Genomic DNA, 20,399 nt, shown 5'->3' with positions numbered 1-20,399 from the left:
CAGGTCCGGTTGCGTCGTCGGCAGATTGGTCTTGACCTATTGGTCTAGGCCAATTAGCCTGAGGCCGTCCGCGACACCACGCGGCCTGGTCGAGGAGCACCGCCATGTTGTCGAGATTCCGTCACACCCGCTGGATTACCCGTACGCAGCGCCACACCCGCTGGAGTACCCGAACGCACCGCCGCACCGGGCGGCTTGCCCCGGCGGCGGCCGTCCTCGTCGCCGCGGTCGTCGTCCCATCAAGCGCGGCCGCCCACGAACCGCGCAGCGACGGCCTCGTCCGCGCCGCGTACTACACACAGTGGTCGGTCTACAGCGGTTTCACCGTAGCCGGCGTGGTCGCAAACGGTGACGCCGGCCGCCTCAACCAAATCAACTACGCATTCATCAATGTCGCGCCGAACCCTGCCGTGTCCGGCTCACCCATTGAATGCCTCAGCGGCGACCCGTGGGCCGATTACCAAATGCCGTTCGGCGGCGCCACCGGACGCCCAAGTGTCGACGGCACCGCCGACGACTGGTCCGGACTTCAGGGAAATTTCAAGCAGCTGAGGGAATTGAAGACGCGTTACCCGAATCTTCGTATCATCGCCTCCCTCGGCGGATACTCGTGGTCGGGATACTTCTCCGACGCCGCCCTGACAGCTGAGTCCCGCGCACATCTTGTCGCCTCATGCATCGACCTGCTCATCAACGGCAACCTTCCCGGTCTGCCGCCCGGTGCCGCTAAGGGCATCTTCGACGGCATTGACGTGGACTGGGAATATCCCGGTGCTGCCGGTGCCACGCTCACCAACGGAAACGGTAATCCCACCGCACGGCCTGAGGACACCCGGAACTTCACCTTGCTGCTTGCCGAATTTCGCCGCCAACTGGACAGCGCAGCCCGCGCGAATCACCACCGCCGGTACCTGCTCACCGCCGCACTGTCAGCGAACCCGACGAAGATTGCCCTCCTCGAGGTGCCGCAGATTTCGCGGCTTCTCGACCAGATGGATGTCATGGATTACGACTTCCACGGGCCATGGGAGGCACATGGCCCGACGGACTTTCAATCCGAGCTGTACCCGTCCGCGGCTGAAGTGGCCGTGATCGGCTCGGCGCAGCAATTCAGTGTCGACCAGTCGATCGACGCCTTTCTCCGCGCCGGCGCCGATCGGCACAAGCTCCTCGTCGGTGTGCCGTTCTACGGACATGGCTGGGTCGGCGTCCCCGACGGTGGCACACACGGCTTGTACCAGACGGCGACCGGTCCGTCGTGGCTGAATGGCGGCTCTCCGACCTGGGCGCAACTGGAGGCTCTCGGCTACGCGCCCTACCGCGATCCGATAACCGGTGGTTATTGGCTCTACGACCAGGCGAGTGAGACCCTCTATGTCGTCGACGACCCGGTAGAAATCGGTCAGAAAATGCACTACATTCTCCGCCGCGACCTCGGAGGCACCGCTGCGTGGTCACTGGACGGCGACGACAGCGCGGGTAGTTTGGGAGCAGCCCTCGCACTCGGTCTCATCGATCACTGAACGTGCCGACAGACGTGGTAGTCCACCGTGCCGGGAATCCCGCGCACTGCGCCGGGATTCCCGGCACACCCACGCAGGAGAAAGTGCTGCGTGCGCGCAGCACCTGCGTCAGCGGCCGACGTCTTTGCATCGGTGTCGTACAGCTGCCACCTGGGCGCGGCGCCTGCACGACGCGGCACGGACCCGCCTGAAACCCGGCCACTCCAGACCGCTAAGCTCGTACGCCGCGCGCTGCTGCGCACGCACACTCGACGACCGCGGATCGAGGTTAGGAACGGGTCATGGCGCAACGCTGGCAGGTCGCCGTGGTCGATGACAGGACCGGCGAGCCCGCAACGGAGACGGTCCGCTTCGCTCTCGACGGCGTCGAATACGAGATCGATCTCAGCCGGTCCAACGCCGCACGCCTGCGCGCACTCCTGGCACCCTACGTGCGCGCCGGCCGGCGACTGCTCCGTACGGCGACGCGCAACGGCCGAATCCGTTACGTCGTCCCGCGCCGCGTGCCCGTCGCCGCGGACCCGCGGGCCGTACGGGCTTGGGCCCGAGCACACCGGATCCCTGTTCCCGAGCGGGGCCGTATTCCGGTCGCCGTCATTGAGATGTACCACGCAGCCGGCCACTGACCACCCTCGACACCGCGTGCCGGCCAACACCTCCCCACACCGTCGCAGGCCTGCCCGCTGGAGACTACGCTAAAAGGCACACCGCCGCTCGCCAGCGCGCCAGACCGCCCGGTAAAGGCGCGCCAGACCGCCCGGTAAAGGGGGGTGCGGAAATGCCGTTCGACCTGAGCACGGCCAAGCTCCTCGTACTCGGGCTCCTGGCGTTGGTCATCTTTGGCCCGGAGCGGCTCCCTCACATTGCCCGAGACGCCGCCCGAATGCTCCGTCAGCTCCGAGGCCTCGTCGGACAGGCGCGTAACGAGCTGCAAGCGGAGCTTGGCGACGTCCGACACATCGTCAACGATCTGGGCCTCTCCGATCTCGACCCCCGATATCTCATCCGACGACACTTACTCGATGACCAGGATTCGCGAGCGCCGGTGAGAGGCGGGCCACTACCGCCGCCGTCGCATCAAGGAGGCGTCGCGATGCGATCAGACGGGCCGCCGCCTTTTGACCCGGAAGCCACCTGAGCCGAGAACGCCACGTGCACCGTCGTGAGCGGTAGCATGCCCTCCACCCTGAGGCCATCCAAGACGGCCCATGACCGTCGTTAGGACCAAAGTCCTAGGGAACCGTGAAAAAAGTCATGCGGACGTCGGCTGACCGCAACGATAAAGTACGTGTCGCACGTTCGTCTCCGCGGTGTGACTCGGCCGGAGGTCCTCGTGGCTCTCTTCCTTGCGCGGTGGCAGTTCGCCATTGTCACCATCTTCCACTTCTTCTTCGTCCCGGTGACAATCGGGCTAGGCGTCCTTGTCGCCGTTCTGGCCACTCTTGCGCATAGGCATCGCGGCTCCGATTGGGAACGCTTGACTCGTTTCTTTAGTCACATTTTCCTCATCAGCATGGCGGTCGGCGTCGTCACGGGTATAGTCCTTGAATTCCAGTTCGGCCTTAATTGGTCGCGCTACTCAGTGTTCGTCGGGAACATCTTTGGCGCACCGCTCGCCATCGAAGGTCTTCTCGCCTTTTTCTTGGAATCGACATTCATCGGCCTCTGGGTCTTTGGCCGTGATCGGCTGCCGCCGCGTGTCCATCTCGCCACGATTTGGCTGGTGAGCATCGGCACCCTGCTGTCCGCGTTCTTCATTCTTGCTGCGAACGCGTGGATGCAGCATCCGGTAGGCTACCGCGTCGAGAATGGCAAGGCCGTTCTTACGAATTTCTGGGCGGTGCTCGGCAACTCCACCCTCTGGTGGTCCTTCGCCCATACCGTATTCGCCGCACTCGCCACGGGCGGGGCTCTCATGCTTGGAATCGCGGTCTACCGCAGCCGTCGCGACTCCGATGACCCACCGAGTCGTCTAGCCTTCCGAAAGGCTGCGATGCTCGCCGCCGGAGTGACCGCCGCCGCAGGAATCCTCACCGCCGTGAGCGGCGACGGCCAAGCGCGCCTCATGGACACTCAGCAACCGATGAAGATGGCTGCCGCCGAGGCATTGTACGATACCACACGCGGCGCAAGCTTCTCGCTCCTGACCATCGGCGATCTCTCGGGAAATCCAATCTTCCAAATCCGGGTTCCCGGTCTGCTTTCGCTTATCGCAACCCTCAACCCCGAGGGCGAGGTTCTTGGCATTCACCAAATACAACAGGCGGAGCAAGCCCGCTACGGCTCCGGCAGCTACGTGCCGGTCATCTGGCTCACGTACTGGTCGTTCCGTATCATGGTCGGGGCCGGAATTCTGCTCGTCCTTCTGCCGCTCTGGATTCTCTGGCGAATGCGACGACGCACCGGCTTTGAGGGTCGCTGGCTGCAGCGCATCGCCCTGGCCGGCATCGCCCTGCCTCTGGTGGCCAACACGGCCGGGTGGATCTTTACCGAGGCTGGTCGCCAACCCTGGATTGTCTACGGGCTCATGACGACGGCCTCAGGCGTCTCAACCGTACCGGTAGCCGATGTCGCTGCAACGCTCGGTTCCTTCGTCGCTGTCTACACGATTCTCGGCTTCATCGCAGCCGTCCTCATCGCGCGCGCCGCGCGACGGCCCTTCGTCGAGCCGTCGCAATTCGGCGAGGACGAAGTGCCGGAGCTTGTTTACTAAGGACAGGAGGCAGGAGCGTGTCGTTCGGCGTCCTTGACACCACGTGGTTCTCCCTCATTGGACTGCTGTGGGCGGGCTACCTGTTCCTTGAGGGCTTCGACTTCGGTGTCGCGCTCATCACGCCGCTGGTCAGCAAGGATGAGATCGACCGGCGCATGTGCCTGAACAGCGTCGGACCGTTCTGGGACGGTAACGAAGTCTGGCTGATCGTTGCAGGCGGCGCGACTTTCGCTGCCTTTCCCCTGTGGTATGCCCGCCTCTTCAGCGGCTTTTATCTCGCTCTCTTCCTCATTCTGCTTGCACTGATCGCACGCGGTGTTTCTTTTGAGTTCAGGAACAAAGACCACCGCCCGGCTTGGCGCCGCACGTGGGATTGGGCCAATTTCCTCGGCAGCCTCATACCTCCCGCCGTCTGGGGCGTCGCTTTCACCAACCTGGTGGTCGGTCTTCCTCTCGACTCCGGCGGTGTGTACCGAGGCGGGCTCGCGGGGCTGCTGCACCCCATCGCCGTCCTGGGCGGTGCCGCAACGGTCGCTCTCGTGAGTTTCCACGGAGCGAATTTCCTGCTGCTCAAGACTTCGAGCGGCCTCGCGCACCGGACACGGAGCGTCGCCGTCCCGCTGGGCGTTGCAGCGACTCTCCTCACCGGCGCCGTCGTGCTCGCAGTCGCCCTAACAAGGGGAAAGGCCCTGCCCGAGGCACTGCCCGGTGTCGTTCCGCTTGCCATGGCCGTCGCAGGCGTCGCCGGTGTCGCAGCCGGTACCTTTCTCGTTGCGCGTGCCAGGGACGGGGCCGCCTTCGCCGCAACAGGCGGCAGCCTCCTCCTCACTATGGGTGCCGTGTTCGCCCGCATGTTCCCCACAGTCTTTCCGGACTTCCACCACCCTGCACATTCGGTGACAATCGCCGCGGCGGCGTCCGGGCATTACACTTTGGTCGTCATGACGATCGTCGCAGCAATTTTCACGCCCTTGGTGCTCGCCTACCAGGGTTGGACCTACTGGGTCTTCCGGCGGCGGCTCATGCGCCCGACGACCGGATCCGGCGCAACGGGTTCAGCGTGATCACTAGACATCATGCAGTTCTCGGGAGCCGTGCCCGGCCCGTGTCAGGAATGTGACGCCGTGGCTGCACGTCCTCGATATCCTCCGACCGTAAGAATTCTTCTTGATTTGCCTGCAGTCCGCCGAGGAATCGTTGTTGCTGTGATAACCGGCGTAGCGGTGGTCGCTGGAATGTATCTGCAGGCGCTTGCTCTTGCCCATCTCCTTGATTCTTTCTTTACGCGCCGGCACACCGCCTCCGCAAGCACCTGGGTACTGGGCCTGTTCGCCGGCATAGCTCTCCGCGCCGGCGCCGGATTCAGCGCCGACCAGTACGCCAACTGGGTAGTCGTCCGGGCTAAGGAACAGTTGCGCACACGGTTTCTCACTTCGGCGATGCATGAGGCGATCTCGCAGCATACCGACCCGATACGCATCGCCGTTCTCGCCAGCCGAGGGCTTGACGGTCTCGACGGATACCTCGGCCGCTATCTGCCGAGCCTTGTCTCCCTTGTCGTAACACCGCCTTTGCTCCTTGGTGCCGTCGGCTGGCTCGACTGGCCGTCGTTGCTCATCGTGTTCGTCCCCCTGCTGCTCTTTCCAGTATTCGGGGTATTGGTCGGCCGGAGCACGACGCAACTGGCAACGCGGCGCTGGAACATTACGGCACGCTTCGCCGCCCAGGTTGCCGATACATTCAACGGTCTGCCGGTTTTGCGCGCGTTCGGTCTGACGGCGCAAAGGCGAAATCATTTGACTGCACTCGAACAGCAGCTTGAAACAGCCACCCTGGCGAGCCTGCGTCTGGCGTTCCTCACCGCCCTGGTCCTGGACACGCTCGCCGCCGTCGCAGTCGCACTCGTTGCGGTACCGCTGGGTCTTCGCCTGATCTATGGCCATGTCTCGCTCGTGTCAGCATTGACGGTGCTCGTCATCACGCCGGAGATTCTCGCGCCGCTCCGGAATGCGAGCGCACAATTTCACGAGACGGCGGAGGCGGCGCAAGCTCTCGACGAGATCGCGGCGGCTTTTCGTGGAGCACTCGGGAATACTACGGATGCCGACCTGTCCAACCGGTTACCGAATGCCTTACCGAGGAGCGCCGCCGGCGGATCGCCGGACCCCGGCAATCAAACGATCCGGCTCAGCGGCATTGTGGTCCGCGGCGACCGCCAACGCGACCGGCTGCGGCTCGAGGCTCTGACTCTCCGCCCTGGCACGGTGGTTGTCGTCGTCGGACCTAACGGTGCCGGGAAATCGACACTGCTTCAGGTGGTCGCCGGTCTCCGCGTCCCCGACGCCGGTCATATCACCGTCGGCGACGCTGTGCTGTCACCGGCGGAGCTCACGACATGGCGCCGATTCATCGGCTACCTCCCGCAACCGCCGGCCATCATCCCCGGGACGGTGGCCGACAACCTGCGGCTCGCGCGGCCGGACGCGACAGACGCTGAACTGTACGACGCACTGGTTGCGGCCGGTGCGGCTCGCATGGTCGAGCGATTTCCCCAGGCGCTCGAGACCCGGATCGGCCCGGGTGGTCGGCCGCTCTCCGCGGGAGAGCGGCAGCGCCTCGGCCTCGCACGCATCCTGTTGCGTCGAGCGTCTCTCTATCTACTGGATGAACCGACGGAGCATCTCGACCACGACTCCGAAGATGGCATTCTCGCTACCTTGGCACATCATTTAACGGGCAAGACAGCACTGATCGTGACGCACCGCCCTGCCCTTACGCAGCTCGCCCACGTCGTCGTCGAGCTGCCGGGAACGGACGGAACCGTATCGCTGCGGTTTCCTCTGCCGTCGTCCGCCTCACGCACTGTAGACCTGCCATGAGCGCATCGCCCCCTCCCACCGAAACCGCACTGCCACGTCTCTGGCGCAGAGTGGAGTGGCGGACGTGCCTGAAGGCAGTCGCGATCAGTTGGACCACCGTCGGATCAGGCATTGGACTCATGACGATGGCCGGCTGGCTCATCACCGATGCCTCGCTTCGGCCGCCCATCCTCGCCTTAGCGGTCGCTGCTGCGTCTGTTCAGTCCCTCGCACTTGGCCGCGGCGTTGGCCGCTACGCAGCTCGCCTCGTGTTGCACGCCGCAGCTCTCCGCTATCTCGGCCGCATTCGCTTATGGCTCTATGACCGCCTGGAACCGCTGGTCCCCGCGGCGGTACCTCGCACCGGCGAGGTGGTCAACCGCCTCGTCACCGACGCCGACGTCGTGGCCAACGGTCGCATTCGTGGTGCCGCGGCGATCACTGATGCTGTGGGGGCATGGCTCATCGGAACCCTTGCCGCCATCGCTATTCAACCGGTTCTCGGGATGATAGTCGCGGCCGGAACAGCCGCAGCGCAAGGAATCGCACTCTGGTCGACGACCGTTCATGAGCGTGCGGAGCAGCGACTGAGCGAAGCCCGCGCCCTTCTCAACGCACAGGTGTTCGAGGCATTCTCGGCGCTGCCTGAACTTCTCGTCTATGACCGAAGTGATGTTCTCGACACAGTCGTCCGCCACGCCACCGCCGAGACCCGCCCGCACGAGGTCCGGCACGCTCTCACTGTCGGCCTGACGCGAATGCTCATTTCTATCATCAGCGGAGGCACACTCGTCCTTGTCTTGCTGATCGGGCGTCATCTCGCAGCACGCGGTGCAATCAACGGATCATCTGTGGCAGCAGCGGCTTTCCTTGTCCTTGCGGTCGGCGAGGTCTGTCTCGCCTTGCCCGACGGCCTGCAAAATATCGGCCGAGCCCGAGGAGCGGCCCGAAATCTCAGCGCGGTAGCCAGCCGGCCGCTGCCGAGCCGAGAACCCGCCGTAGCCGGAGTCCCGCCTACCCGGCCGGCGCAGCTGCTGGCGCGTGACATCGTCGTGCGGCGCAGTCAACAGGCCGATTCCGTCTCCCCCGCCACCGGCGTCACGGAATTTCGTTATCCAACAGTGCACGTTCCGCCCCGCGCACGCCTCGTCGTCACCGGACCCAATGGTTCAGGAAAATCGACCTTAAGCTATGTCCTTCTCCATTTCCTCGAACCACTGAGCGGGGCGGTCATGCTCGGCGATGTACCGCTCCACACGCTTCGCCGAACGCAGATTGCTGAGGTCGTCGGATGGATGCCCGACGAGGTTTACATCTTTACGGCAACCGTGCGTGACAATGTGCGCCTGGCGGCACCCACGGCCTCGGATGACGCCTGCAAGACGGCGCTGTCACGAGTCGGACTGGCGCAGTGGCTCACGTCGCTGCCGAACGGGCTTGATACCATCCTCGGCGCTGGAGGACGCCAGCTCAGCAGCGGTGAGCGGCAGCGGCTGGGTCTGGCCCGCCTACTGCTGACCGCCGTGGACATCGTCCTGCTGGACGAACCGGCGGCTCACATTGAACCTCACGATGTGCCTCGTCTTCTCGCAGAGATCGACGCAGAGTTCACGGAAAAGTCCCTCGTCATCATGACCCCCGAAGGCATCGACATACCCCTACGGGCTGACGCAACGATCGTCCTAGGCCGCTAATGGGCGAGCCGAATTGCCTTCACGACCAACAGGACGGCGCTCAGGATGAGGTATCCCCGCAGCGCTACCATGCTGATTTTCGTCCACGTGGACCATTCGACCGGCGGCAGGACGGCAAGCGAGGGCATCCGCCACGTCTGCTTGTCGCCGTACACCGGTGGACCTGCCTGTCCGCTGGGCCGCCCTCGCTGGCTCACTCGTGCGACCAGCCAACCACTGGCACCGAGGACGACCAAGCCTGTGCTGAGACCGATGAGCAACGGAACGATGGGCACCTCGGGGAAGAGGGTCGTCACCATGAGCGTGGCGGAGAGAAGGAGCAGCACCCCGATGATGACACCGGTGACGACATTGAGCCACCGTGGATTGGTCCACGGACCAAGGACGTGGCGGTCGTTGCAGAGCAGCAGCAGAAAGACGCTCGCCGACGGCAGCAGAAGGCCGGCGAGCACCTGCACGCTCGTGGTGATTAATCCCAGCGGCGCGCCCGGAATGAGCACGATCGCCGCAGCAGCAGCGACCAAGCCGATGTAACTGAGGTAGAACTCCTTGGCGTCCCGGAACGACCGATGCAGCGAGTGGCGAATCCCGAAGACGTCGCCGAACGCATAACTCGTCGAGAGAGTAACGGCGGCGGCGCCGATAATGCTCGCATCCAAGAGAACAACAGCGAAGATCGCACCGAGAACCGGTGAGTGCTGCCGGAGCAGATGCGCCACACCAGCGGCGTCAGTGAAATGGCCGTACCCACCGGTACCCGCCGCACCATACGCCGCTGTCACCATGATCGCAATCGCGCCGATGATAACGAAAATGCTGCCGATGACGGTGTCCGCGCGCTCGTAGGAGATGAACCGCGGCGTAATGCGCTTATCGATGATATTGGACTGCTGGAAGAAAAGCTGCCACGGCGCCACCGTCGTCCCGACGATCGCGATGATGAGCAGCACTGCGTTGCTCGTGACACCGCCCGCGATGCCGGGAACGACGAGGTGCCGACCGATCGACGCCCAGTGCGGATGCGCGAGCAGGAGCATGGGAATCTGCAGGAGGGAGACCGCGATGAAGACGAACAGCGACCGTTCCCAGCGCTGAAAGCTTCCCGATGCCGTTATGAGCACGAGAACAACCGCGGCGATGGGAACCACGAGGTATTTCGAGAGACCGATATAGTCGGCGGCGAGAGCTATTCCGATGAATTCCGTCGCCAAGGTCAGAAAATTCAATACGAAGAGGTCGCCCACTGAGAACCAGCCCCACCCCCGGCCGAATCGTTCAACGATCAATCGTGCGTGGCCGACCCCGGTGACGGCGCCGAGACGCACGACCATCTCCTGGTTGACGATGAGCACCGGAATCAGGAGAAGCAGGACCCAGAGCAGCGAATAGCCGTAATCCTGTCCGGCCTGCGCGTACGTGGCGACCCCACCGGCGTCGTTGTCGCCGACCATGACGATCACGCCGGGGCCGAGAATTGCCGCCAGCGTAAGAAGGCGGCGACGCCATGTCGGCCGTTCGGTTAGCGCATCCGCCCGAATGGAACCCAGAGCACCCCGGATGTCACCAATGTGGGCGTCGTCCAGCACAGCCTGCCCGGCGGTCGGTCGTACCTCCATCGCCGCCGGCGCGGTCGTTCCGGGAGCCTCGGCGGGCCAGGACGACGCAGATGCGCGCGTACGAAATCGACGGACCATGGCGCCTCCTCTCAGCAGCCACGGCTCGTCATCACCCCGATCGCAAACCGGTGATCCGGATCGCGGGCAAACGGTCGTGGACGAGCCGGCGGATTCAGACGGTGGTCGGATGATGCGGGCAATCAGGACTTCGGTCCATGCCGCACCTCCCGCCGACCGGGCGCCACGAGCGCATTTTCCTACGAATGGTCGCCGCTGAGAACGCGGCCTTTGTGACTATAACAGGCTGCGAGCCGAAGGATCTCTTACGCCGACTGATCCTCCGCCGGCTCCGGCCGGTATTCCGGATGCGGCGGCGGTTCACGGCGTCGCCACTCCTCCGGAATGATCGACTCAAGGACGTCGTCAACCGTGACCACACCAAGAAGCCGGCCGCTTTCGTCAACCACCGGCAACGTCGTAAGGTCGTAATCTGCCATGAGAATGGCGAGATCGACGATATCGGTCGTCGCGTTCACCCGAACCGGATCCGCGTCCATGATTGTGCCGATCTCCGCCTGCGGGCTCGCCTGGACGAGCCGGGCGACACGCGCGACACCGATAAGGCGGTTCTCCGCATCGATGACGTGCACGACACCGGCCAATTCCGGCTGCACCGTCGTTGCCGCGGCCACCACTGCCAGGGCATCCGCCACGGTCATCGTCTCGCTCACGGTGAGCACGTCGACATTCATCAACCCACCAGCACTCGTGGGATGGAAATGAAGCAGTGCCAACAGTTTGGTGCGATATTCCGCCGGTAACCGGTCAAGGACGCCATGACGGCGTTCCGCCGGTAAATCCTGCAGCGCATCGGCGGCATCGTCCGGACGCATATGAACGAGCACATCAGCAATGTCACTATCGGATTTATCAGCAAGCAGCCGCCGAGCAATGTCCGGCTCAAGTTCTTCGAAAACGTCGGCCTCAAGCTCGGAATCTCCGTGGACATGTTGCAGAATTTCCCGGCGCTCACCGGCGGACGCCTCTTCAAGAAGGTCAGCGAGATCCGCGGCGCGCATCCGGCGCAACCGCCGAGCCGCACGCCGGTGCGTCGTCGGGATGTGCCCGAGCAGCGGTTCAAAGTCTTTCCAGTCCCTGACCTGTGCCGCCGGCCCGCGCCGCCACGGCCACCAGCGACGCAGACGCCGGGTGTCCAGCGCACGAACCTCCCAACCATCCGGTCCGCTCGCCAATTCGATGTCAAAGGCACGGACCAGCTCGGCGTGGGAGACGTCGATAAAGCGATGCCCGAGAAGGTCGGCGCGGAGCAGAAGCTCTCCACGGCGTCGCTCGAAAGGCCGCAAATCCACCGCGTCCCCGGCGAGCATGATTCGCGTGGATTGCACGGCCGCCACCTGCCCCGCCGGGACGAAAATGCGCCGGCGGCCGCTGTCGACGACCAGCCCGACAACCTTGGGATAGCCGGGATCACGCAACCGGATCACCACGTCGACGACCCGCCCGACGTGCTGACCACTCCGAGTCACCACCGGCCGGCGAATCACCGCGGATAATCGCATGACTCCTACCCTACGGCGCTCACGGTGGCCGGCCCGGGGAATTGCCGTGCCCCGGGGATTCTCTGCCTGCCACCTGGGGATTTGCTGCCGCAGGCGGGAGACCTTCTGCTGCCTGCAGCGCGGTACGACAATGCGCTGCGCAGCAAATACTCACACCAACCCGGGGCTGCACACCGCCACCCACTCAAGGCGCTGCTCATCGCTCCACCCTGGCCAACACGAGGTGCCGCGCCACGAGGGCGGCGTGCGCCTCCTCCTCGGACACTGCGACCAACCGGACCCGGTCACCAGGTCGTGCCTGAGCGACGAGGGGCAGGTCCGCGTGAATCACCACCCCGGCCACCGGGTAGCCCCCGGTGACCGAGTGATCGGCGAGAAGGATGATCGGATTGCCGTCAGGCGGCAGCTGAATTGCCCCACCGACCATGCCCATGGTTTCCGCAGGCCGGGTCGCCTCTGGAGGCTTACCGATCGGAGCAAGGCGCACACCCACCCGGTCACTCTCCGGCCGGACGCGATACTCACCGGCCAGTTGTGCGGGGTCGCCCTCCACCGTCGGCAGAAAACGAACCCGACCCTCACGCACCGCAAGGAGCACGCCGGCGGCGGCGTTCTTCGCCAGCTCACGCACCTCGTCGTCCGCGGGTGGAGCCGGGCACTGATCGGCGTTGCCGAGAGGGAGCTCGGCACCGGCAGTGAGCGGCGATGGACCCAGACCGCTCAGCGTGTCCGTTGACGCGCTGCCGAGAATGAGCGGCGCCGCCACACCGCCGCGGACCGCGACGTACGCGCGGACCCCCGACCGCATCGTGCCGATCTGGAGCACGCCACCCTCGGGAATCGCCACCGGCTGGAACGGCGGTACCGCGGCTCCGTCGACCGTCACGGGCGCGGGAGCGCCGGTGACGGCGACGAGAGCCGCCCTGCGGAACCGGAGTCGCGGGCCAATCAGCGTCGCTTCCAGGAGCGGAGCAGACGGGACGTTGCCGACAAGGGCATTCGCCAGTCGGGCGCTGAACCAGTCGGCTACGCCCGAGCGCGGCACGCCGACGTGCGCGAAGCCCACCCTGCCGAGGTCCTGGATGGTGGTCCGGGCGCCCGCGCTTTCGACAAGAACCGTGTTCTCCGCGGCATCAGCCACGTTCCATCCCCCCGCCGCCAGCGTTGCCCCCGGCCTCCTCCACGGCGACGAACCGCACCCTCCGACCGGGAGCCAGCGGTGTCGGTGGCGTCGCGGCCGGATCGAAGAGCCGCAGCGGGGTATGGCCGATGATGCGCCACCCGCCCGGACTCGGCCACGGGTAAATACAGCTCCGCCCCCCGGCAATACCGACGGCACCGGCGCGGACTCGCGGTCGTGGCGTGGAAAGGCGAGGCACGCGAAGCCGCGGCGACAGCCCGTCAAGGTACGCGAATCCGGGGGCGAAACCGAGAAACGCGACCGTGTACCGGCCGGCGAGATGGTCCGCGACGACCTCCGCCACGCTTCGGCCCAGCAGGGTCGCGACCTCCTCGAGGTCCGGGCCGTCGTAGCGGACCGGGACGACGACTTCCGGGCAGTCATCCGAGGTGCCGACCGGCTCGCGGCTGAGCCGGCCGGGGAGCTGCGCGAGTACCGCCGCCAAGGCGTTCCGCGCTTGCCGCCGGTCGGCGGAAGGGTCCTCGGCGTACCGGACGAGGACCGTGCGCTCGGCAGGGACGACATCGACAACCCCTGGGAGGTGGGAGTCGGCGATATGTCGGGCAACGACATACCGGCTGGATGGGGAAACCTCGACGAGAAAGGCGAATTCGCCGAATGGACGAATTCGCGCGGCGCCAAGGTCTGATGCCGTCATGCGAACGGACGCAATTCCACACCGGCCGCCCGCAACCGCGCCACGATGGCGGCCGCGAGCCTCGGCGCGTTCGGGGTGTCGCCGTGAATGCAGAGGGTCCGTGGTGCAAGCGAAATCGGCGTCCCGTCGACAGCAGTAACCACCCGGTCGACGGTCATCGCGACGGCGCGCGCCGCCGCCTCCTCGGGACCGTCAATCACTGCGCCCGGCTCACCGCGTGGAACCAAGGTCCCCGCCGCCGTGTACCCGCGGTCCGGAAAACCCTCGACAATGACCGGTACGCCGACGTCGGCGGCGACGTCGACCAGAACCGCGCCCGGCAATGTCAGTACGGGAAGCGCGGGGTTGAACGCACGGACCGCCGTGAGCAGCGCCCGGCCGACTGCAGGATCGGCAGCAGCAGCGTGGTACAGGGCGCCGTGCGGCTTGACGTACCGCACCGCGGTACCCGCAGCGCGCGCGATCGCGTCCAGTGCTCCCAGCTGATACAGCACGTCAGCGAAGAGCTCATCGGGCGGAACGGCCAGCGGCCGGCGGCCGAAGCCCCGCAGATCCGGATAGCCGACATGCGCGCCGACCACGACGCTGTGCTCGACAGCGACGGCCACGGTTCGCCGCATGACAGCCGGATCACCGCCGTGGAAACCGCAGGCCACGCTGGCGCTCGTGACCAGGGCGAGCAGTTCGTCGTCCGAGCCGATCCGGTAGGCGCCGAAGGACTCACCGACGTCCGCATTGAGGTCGACCACGGCGGTAACGGCTGCGGCGGGACGGTCGGCGTTCGGCGTCACGCTGCCATCTTCACCTGTCATGCCGCCGGTCGCACGCCATGCCGGGATAACCGCCGAGCCGCCCGCCCTGCCGGGTCGATGCCCGCCGGGCCGCCCGGACATCCGCCGGTTGCACGCCGTGCTGGGTCAGACCGTGGGCCGTCCAGTGCCGTCTGGAGATCGCTCCCCACATCACACCGCCGCCGATGGCTCGGTAGGCTGAGGGCTGCCAAGACCACGAGTCGTCGGCAACCGGGCTTTCTCCCCGCCGTACCCCGGCGGATTGGGAGCGCCGGCCGACGCCGAGCCGCGCGGGACGCCCATGAAAGTTAAAGAGATCATGAAGGCGCCGGTGTACACGGTCGACGTGGACACGCCGGTCGCCGACATTGCTCATCTTCTTGTTCAGCACCGCATCAGCGCGGTACCCGTGGTCGATGCCTCCGGCGCTGTCGTCGGATTGGTCAGCGAACACGACCTGATTTCCCGCACCGGCAAAGTTGCGGCCGACATCATGTCGACCGGTGTCATCTCGGTGACCGAGGACACCGAGGTGGAGGACGTGCGCCATTTGCTCCTCGACCGACGCATCCGCCGGGTTCCCGTCGTTTCCGGCGGCCAGCTCATCGGTATTGTCAGCCGGGCCGACCTCGTCGCTCTCATCGCGATGGAGTGGGTCTGCGATGTCTGCGGTACCCAGGCGCGTGGGGAGCATCCGCCACAATCGTGTCCGACCTGCGCGGCGGACGGGGTGCACTTCGTCCACCAGCCGCAGCCGCCGGGCGCCTGATCCACCGACTTCCTGCCGGCGCCCCACCAGAGGACCACTCGGGGGACCGGCCTGCGCGCAAACAACTGAAGACGCCGAGACCGAAAGACTGAAGACGCCAAGACCGAAAGCCCATCCGCTGTCCACGTTGAGGAGTAACCGTGCCCTCCGCACAACGCGCATCGCGGTCGTCGAGCACCGCTCGGCGGGCGAACCCCGCCACGGCTCCCGACCTTGCAACGACACCCGCTGACCGGCTGGCCCAGGAACCACCTGACAAGCTCCGCGCCTACTACCGGATGATGCAACTCATCCGCCGATTCGAGGAACGCGCCGCCGAGATGTACCAGCGCGCGAAAATCGGCGGGTACTGCCACCTCAACCTCGGTGAAGAGGCCACCGTGGTCGGCCTGATGGACGCCATGGCGCCGCATGACTATCTCTTCACGACGTACCGGGAACACGGATACGCGCTGGCCCGCGGCATCGACCCCGGCCGGGTGATGGCGGAATTGTTCGGCCGCACCACCGGTGTATCGAAAGGCTGGGGCGGTTCCATGCACCTCTTCGACGCCGAGACACGCCTGCTCGGTGGTTACGGCATCGTCGGTGGACAGATTCCCCCGGCGACCGGCGCAGCTCTGGCGATCGCGTACCGCCAACCGCCTGGCCCCGACACCCCGGCCGTCGTCTGTCTGGTCGGCGATGCAACAACCAACATCGGCGCCTGGCACGAATCGTTGAACCTGGCCGGTATCTGGCACTTGCCGATCGTCTACGTGATTATCAACAATCAGCTGGGCATGGGGACGCCGGTCGAGAAGGCGTCAGCCGAGCCCGATCTGTACAAGCGGGGGTGTGCGTACCGAATCCCTGGGGTCCGCGTTGACGGCAATGACGTCATCGCCTGCCGGGAAGCCCTGCGCGACGCGCTCCGGAAGGCCCGCGAGGAGCGGGCGCCGTCCATTCTGGAGGCGGTGAGCTACCGGTTGCGGGGACACTCCGTCGTCGACCCGGCTCGCTACCGCAGCAAAGAGGAGGCCCAGCGGCTGCTGGCACACGATCCGGTGACCGCATTCCGGCAGCGGCTGATCGACGTCGGTGTGCTCTCCGCTGACGAGGCGGCCCGGATCGACGCGGAGGTGGAGGCGGCGGTGGATGCCGCGGTGGAATTTGCCGACAATTCGCCGCACCCAAGCCCCGCTGAATTGTTCGCGCACGCGTACGCGCACCCGCTGCCAAACATGCCGCGTGCTCTTCCCGGTGACCCGTTGCTCCCGATCGAGTGAAAGGCGTGATCGCGTGCCCGTCATGACCTACCGGCAGGCGCTGCACGACACGTTGCGCGCCGAGCTGCTCCGTGACCCGAACGTCTTCCTGATGGGGGAAGAAATCGGGGTTTTCGAAGGCTCGTACAAAATCACCGCCGGCTTGCTCGCGGAATTCGGCCCGGACCGGGTGCGGGACACCCCGATCTGCGAGGAAGGATTTGTCGGTGCGGCGATCGGTGCGGCGATGTTGGGCCTGCGTCCGGTCGTCGAAATCATGACGATCAATTTCTCGATCCTGGCGATGGACCAGATCGTCAATCACGCGGCGAAAATCCACGCCATGTTCGGCGGGCAGGCCCGTGTGCCGATGGTCATCCGCACGCCAGGCGGCGGCGGCCAGCAACTAGCGGCGACCCATTCGCAGAACCTCGAGGTCTGGTACGCCCACGTTCCCGGCTTGAAGGTCGTGACGCCGGCTACCCCGGCGGACGCCAAGGGACTCCTTGCCGCCTCGATCCGCGACGACGATCCCGTGATGTTCATCGAGAACCTCGCGCTGTACAACACCAAGGGCGAGGTGCCGGACGGCGACTACGTCACGGAAATCGGCAAGGCGAACGTGATGAAGGAAGGCGACGACATCACGATCGTCTCGTATTCCCGGATGGCCGCCGTCGCCTTGGACGTCGCGCGCCGGCTCGAGCAGGACGAGGGCATTCGCGCCGAGGTGGTCGATCTGCGATCGCTCCGTCCGCTGGATCGAAGCACGGTCGTCGAATCCGTCCGGAAAACCGGTAAGGCCGTCGTCCTTGAAGAGGACTGGCTCTCCTACGGCGTCGGCGCCGAGATCGCGGCAACCATCCAGGAAGGCGCCTTCGATTACCTCGACGCTCCGGTCCGCCGGGTCGCCGCCGCCGAGGTGCCGCTGCCGTACGCAAAGCCGCTGGAGCTCGCCGCCCTGCCGGACGCCACCGCCTTGATCAAAGTGATTCACGAGACCCTCGACGCGACCCGCTTCCACCGCTAGGAGATCGCAGTGCCTGAAGTGTTCATGCCCCGGCTCTCCGACACGATGCAGGAGGGCACGATCACGCAGTGGACCAAGAAGGTAGGCGACCAGGTCGAGAAGGGCGATGTGCTCGCCGAAATCGAGACCGACAAGGCGGTGATGGAACTCGAGGCGTACGACTCCGGCGTGCTCGAGAAAATCCTTGTCGAGCCGGGCAAACCGGTGCCGATCGGCACACCGATCGCCATTATCGGCAGCGGGGAAGGCCTTCAGGAACCAACCGGCGATTCGACGGCGCACGCTGCCCCCGCTGAACCGAAGGCTGACCAGCCAGCCGGTGCAGCGCCGCCGACCGCCGTTCGGGAGACGGCCGCAGCGGCAGCGTCGGCGACCACCGGCCGGGAGACCGCAGCGGCAGCGGCACCCGCCACCGAGCCGGCAAGCGAGACCCGCCCGGCCGCGCCGCCGGTCTCACCGCTTCCGGTCGACGGCGGCCGGGTCAAAGCCTCGCCGCTGGCCCGGGCCATCGCCCGGGAGGCAGGCCTCGATCTGCGGACGGTCCGCGGTTCCGGGCCGGGAGGGCGCGTCGTCCGGGCGGACGTCGAAGCCGCCGTGGCGGCCATGCGGACGGCGCCGGCCGCTAGTCCGACGGCAGCTCCGGCAGCCGCGGCGTCGCAACCGGATGTCGAGGAAATTCCGCTCAACACCATCCGGAAGATCACTGCTCGGCGACTCACCGAGAGCATGCAGCAAGCACCGCACTTCTACTTGACGCGCACGCTGAACGCCGAGCCGCTGATCGATGTTCGGGCGCGGCTGAATGCCGCGTTGAGCAGCGCCGATCCGGATACCGCAAAGATCAGTTTGAATGATCTGATCGTGAAGGTGGCGGCGGCCGCGTTACGGAAGCACCCCGAAGTGAACGTGTCGTACGCCGGGGAGAAGCTGCTCCAGCACAAGCACATTCACATTGGCGTGGCGGTCGCCATTCCCGACGGTCTCATCGTCCCGGTCATCCGCGACGCCGACACGCTGGGCATCCGGGAGATCTCGCAGCGCACCCGCGATCTCGCCACCCGGGCCCGGCAGGGCAAGCTCAAGCCGGATGACATCGGCGGCTCGACGTTCACCATCAGCAATCTTGGCATGTTCGGCGTCGACCAATTCACCGCCGTGATCAACCCGCCGGAGGCGGCGATTCTCGCTGTCGGCGCGGTCCGGGAGGTACCTGTGGTGCGCGACGGTCAGCTGGCGGTCGGCAAGGTGATGACAATCACGCTGTCCATCGATCACCGAGCGCTGGACGGCGCCACCGCGGCCGGTTTCCTCGCCGACCTGGTCACCCTGCTGGAGAACCCGCTCGCGGCACTCGCCTGAGCGGCGGCTGGCCCTAAGCGGCTGGCCTTCTCGCGCGACAGCAGGGCCCTCGCGGACACGAATGCGCGCGTACCGGGTGCCGTCCAGCAGACCCAGCGCACCGCGACGGACGCCAACCGCGTCCGCCGGCCGCCCCACGCGCCCTGCCGGTCAGGCTCAGGTGCCGGTATCCCCGTCGCTGATGTAGCCGAATTCCCAATGCCACGGTTCAAACGGGCTGTGATTCGCCCACGCCGGATGCACCCAGCCGAATTCCCCGGCGTGAGCCACCATCCACCGGAATTGCGGTGAACCGTAATTCTGCACGCCGCAGCCGAGATCGACAGCCTCTCCCCAGCCGTGATTGCTCGTGCCCGGGACGGCGGAGAGCGACGGTTGAATCCGGAACAGCCGCACCTGGTCGGCGTACGGCCGGTACGACGCGTTGACGCACAAATACGTGCCGAACGCCTGCCGGTACGCCTGTGTCATCCGGTTGAACGCGACCGCGGCATCCGGGCGGAGCAGACCGCCACCGATGATCGGGCAGAGTGCCGAGGCCGGAATGAGGCCGTTCGCATAGCCGCCCCACGGTCCCGGCGGGTACGGCCCCTGGACGTCACACGGTGGCGGCGCGACAATCGCGTCCCGGAGCGCCGCCTCCCGGGCTGCGCGTTCGCGGGCGGCTTTCTCGGCGGCCGCCCGGGCCGCTGCCGCCCGGGCCGCGGCGATGCGTGCCTGTTCCGCGGCATACGCCTTCTGTGCTGCTTCCAGTCGTTGCGCCGCTTTCGCCGCTGCGTCGCGCAGCGCCGCCACCTGCCGCTGAATCGACGCCTGCACAGCCGCTGCGGCGGCGGCTGCTTGCGCGGCCCGGAGTTGGGCTTGCGCAAGCTCGGTCCGGGTGGCGGATGCTTCACGGAGCACCGCGAGATGGCTGCCGCTCGCAATGGTGAGGAGCGTCGTGGCCTGCAACGCCCGCTGCAGGTCGCCGCCGGCAATGACCTCGGTCACGACGTCCGAGGTTGGATGCTCGTACATCGATCCAGCGAAGCCGGCAATCTGCTCCTGGAGAGCGGCGAGCCGTTGCTCGGCGCGTCGCGCCTGCGCGGTCGCGGCGGCCGCCTGGGCGGCGAGCTGGCGCTGGCGGGCCTGCGCCGCGTCCAACCGCCTGGCACCGGCGGCAAGTTCCGCTTGGGCGGCGGCGGCCAGCTTCCGGATCGCGGCAAGCTGCGCGGCGGTCGGCGCCTGTCCGGAGTCCTGAGCCAGTGCCGGGCCAGCCGCGATAGCACTCCCTGCCACCACCATCACGGTGACCGCGAGCGCCGTCACCGTGCGGCGAGAACGTGGAAGTTTTGTGAACGCTGGACCACGCGCGATGGATAGGCGAAGCACTGTGGCGAGG

General features: G+C 66.2%; 17 protein-coding genes. 11 read left to right on the top strand and 6 right to left on the bottom strand.

The annotated features are described in order from the left end of the window. The first annotated feature begins 104 nt into the window (after positions 1-104). The 7 genes from ACEL_RS03085 to cydC all read left to right on the top strand — a co-directional run bounded on the left by ACEL_RS03085 (position 105) and on the right by cydC (position 8,788). Positions 105-1,523: a glycoside hydrolase family 18 protein gene (locus ACEL_RS03085; protein WP_011719439.1), complete on the top strand. Its 1,419-nt coding sequence runs from the start codon at positions 105-107 to the stop codon at positions 1,521-1,523. A 281-nt stretch (positions 1,524-1,804) separates the two neighbouring features. Continuing rightward, positions 1,805-2,149 carry a histone-like nucleoid-structuring protein Lsr2 gene (locus ACEL_RS03080; RefSeq protein ID WP_011719438.1) on the top strand — a complete coding sequence of 115 codons (345 nt, stop codon included), beginning with the start codon at positions 1,805-1,807 and terminating at the stop codon, positions 2,147-2,149. A gap of 152 nt (positions 2,150-2,301) precedes the next feature. Next, positions 2,302-2,661, top strand: coding sequence for a sec-independent translocase (locus ACEL_RS03075; RefSeq protein ID WP_011719437.1), 360 nt, complete (start codon positions 2,302-2,304; stop codon positions 2,659-2,661). 150 nt (positions 2,662-2,811) lie between these two features. Next, positions 2,812-4,236 carry a cytochrome ubiquinol oxidase subunit I gene (locus tag ACEL_RS03070; protein WP_169303183.1) on the top strand — a complete coding sequence of 475 codons (1,425 nt, stop codon included), beginning with the start codon at positions 2,812-2,814 and terminating at the stop codon, positions 4,234-4,236. Between the two features lie 17 nt (positions 4,237-4,253). Continuing rightward, positions 4,254-5,300 (top strand): cytochrome d ubiquinol oxidase subunit II, encoded by a 1,047-nt coding sequence (gene cydB / locus ACEL_RS03065; RefSeq protein ID WP_011719435.1) that lies wholly within the window; start codon positions 4,254-4,256, stop codon positions 5,298-5,300. A gap of 60 nt (positions 5,301-5,360) precedes the next feature. Continuing rightward, positions 5,361-7,115 carry a thiol reductant ABC exporter subunit CydD gene (gene cydD / locus ACEL_RS03060; protein ID WP_169303182.1) on the top strand — a complete coding sequence of 585 codons (1,755 nt, stop codon included), beginning with the start codon at positions 5,361-5,363 and terminating at the stop codon, positions 7,113-7,115. Next, positions 7,112-8,788: a thiol reductant ABC exporter subunit CydC gene (gene cydC, locus ACEL_RS03055; RefSeq protein WP_011719433.1), complete on the top strand. Its 1,677-nt coding sequence runs from the start codon at positions 7,112-7,114 to the stop codon at positions 8,786-8,788. Before cydD ends, cydC begins: the two co-directional genes overlap by 4 nt. Here cydC and ACEL_RS03050 read toward each other — a convergent pair. From ACEL_RS03050 to ACEL_RS03030, 5 genes are all read right to left on the bottom strand, one after another. After that, the gene (locus ACEL_RS03050; protein WP_041834908.1) at positions 8,785-10,404 is read right to left on the bottom strand and encodes an NRAMP family divalent metal transporter; all 1,620 of its coding nucleotides are present in this window, start codon (positions 10,402-10,404) and stop codon (positions 8,785-8,787) included. The genes cydC and ACEL_RS03050 overlap by 4 nt on opposite strands. A 323-nt stretch (positions 10,405-10,727) precedes the next feature. Beyond that, complete coding sequence (locus ACEL_RS03045) at positions 10,728-11,984, bottom strand: magnesium transporter MgtE N-terminal domain-containing protein (RefSeq protein ID WP_011719431.1); 1,257 nt, start codon at positions 11,982-11,984, stop codon at positions 10,728-10,730. Positions 11,985-12,180: 196 nt separating this feature from the next. Next, entirely contained in the window at positions 12,181-13,125 is a 945-nt protein-coding gene (locus ACEL_RS03040; RefSeq protein WP_083760466.1) for a 5-oxoprolinase subunit C family protein, read from the bottom strand. Beyond that, on the bottom strand, positions 13,118-13,822 hold the full coding sequence (locus ACEL_RS03035) for a 5-oxoprolinase subunit B family protein (RefSeq protein ID WP_011719429.1): 705 nt from the start codon (positions 13,820-13,822) through the stop codon (positions 13,118-13,120). The genes ACEL_RS03040 and ACEL_RS03035 overlap by 8 nt, the downstream gene beginning before the upstream one ends. After that, entirely contained in the window at positions 13,819-14,634 is an 816-nt protein-coding gene (locus ACEL_RS03030) for a LamB/YcsF family protein (RefSeq protein WP_148204515.1), read from the bottom strand. The genes ACEL_RS03035 and ACEL_RS03030 overlap by 4 nt, the downstream gene beginning before the upstream one ends. Positions 14,635-14,914: 280 nt before the next feature. Here ACEL_RS03030 and ACEL_RS03025 point away from each other — a divergent pair, with 280 nt between their 5' ends. The 4 genes from ACEL_RS03025 (at position 14,915) to ACEL_RS03010 (ending at position 19,018) form a co-directional block, all read left to right on the top strand. Continuing rightward, complete coding sequence (locus tag ACEL_RS03025) at positions 14,915-15,382, top strand: CBS domain-containing protein (RefSeq protein ID WP_011719427.1); 468 nt, start codon at positions 14,915-14,917, stop codon at positions 15,380-15,382. Positions 15,383-15,522: 140 nt separating this feature from the next. After that, positions 15,523-16,650, top strand: coding sequence for a pyruvate dehydrogenase (acetyl-transferring) E1 component subunit alpha (pdhA, locus tag ACEL_RS03020; RefSeq protein WP_011719426.1), 1,128 nt, complete (start codon positions 15,523-15,525; stop codon positions 16,648-16,650). A gap of 13 nt (positions 16,651-16,663) precedes the next feature. Next, positions 16,664-17,659, top strand: coding sequence for an alpha-ketoacid dehydrogenase subunit beta (locus tag ACEL_RS03015; RefSeq protein ID WP_011719425.1), 996 nt, complete (start codon positions 16,664-16,666; stop codon positions 17,657-17,659). Positions 17,660-17,668: 9 nt separating this feature from the next. After that, positions 17,669-19,018 carry a pyruvate dehydrogenase complex dihydrolipoamide acetyltransferase gene (locus ACEL_RS03010; RefSeq protein ID WP_011719424.1) on the top strand — a complete coding sequence of 450 codons (1,350 nt, stop codon included), beginning with the start codon at positions 17,669-17,671 and terminating at the stop codon, positions 19,016-19,018. A 156-nt stretch (positions 19,019-19,174) separates the two neighbouring features. On the opposite strand, the gene ACEL_RS11375 is transcribed toward ACEL_RS03010, so the two are convergent. Continuing rightward, positions 19,175-20,326, bottom strand: coding sequence for a M15 family metallopeptidase (locus tag ACEL_RS11375; RefSeq protein ID WP_049751357.1), 1,152 nt, complete (start codon positions 20,324-20,326; stop codon positions 19,175-19,177). Positions 20,327-20,399 lie beyond the last annotated feature (73 nt).

Origin of the sequence: Acidothermus cellulolyticus 11B (assembly GCF_000015025.1) — a bacterium.
Classification (GTDB): domain Bacteria; phylum Actinomycetota; class Actinomycetes; order Acidothermales; family Acidothermaceae; genus Acidothermus; species Acidothermus cellulolyticus.
Note: the sequence above shows the minus strand (reverse complement) of the source record. Positions and strands in the feature narration are given on the sequence as shown.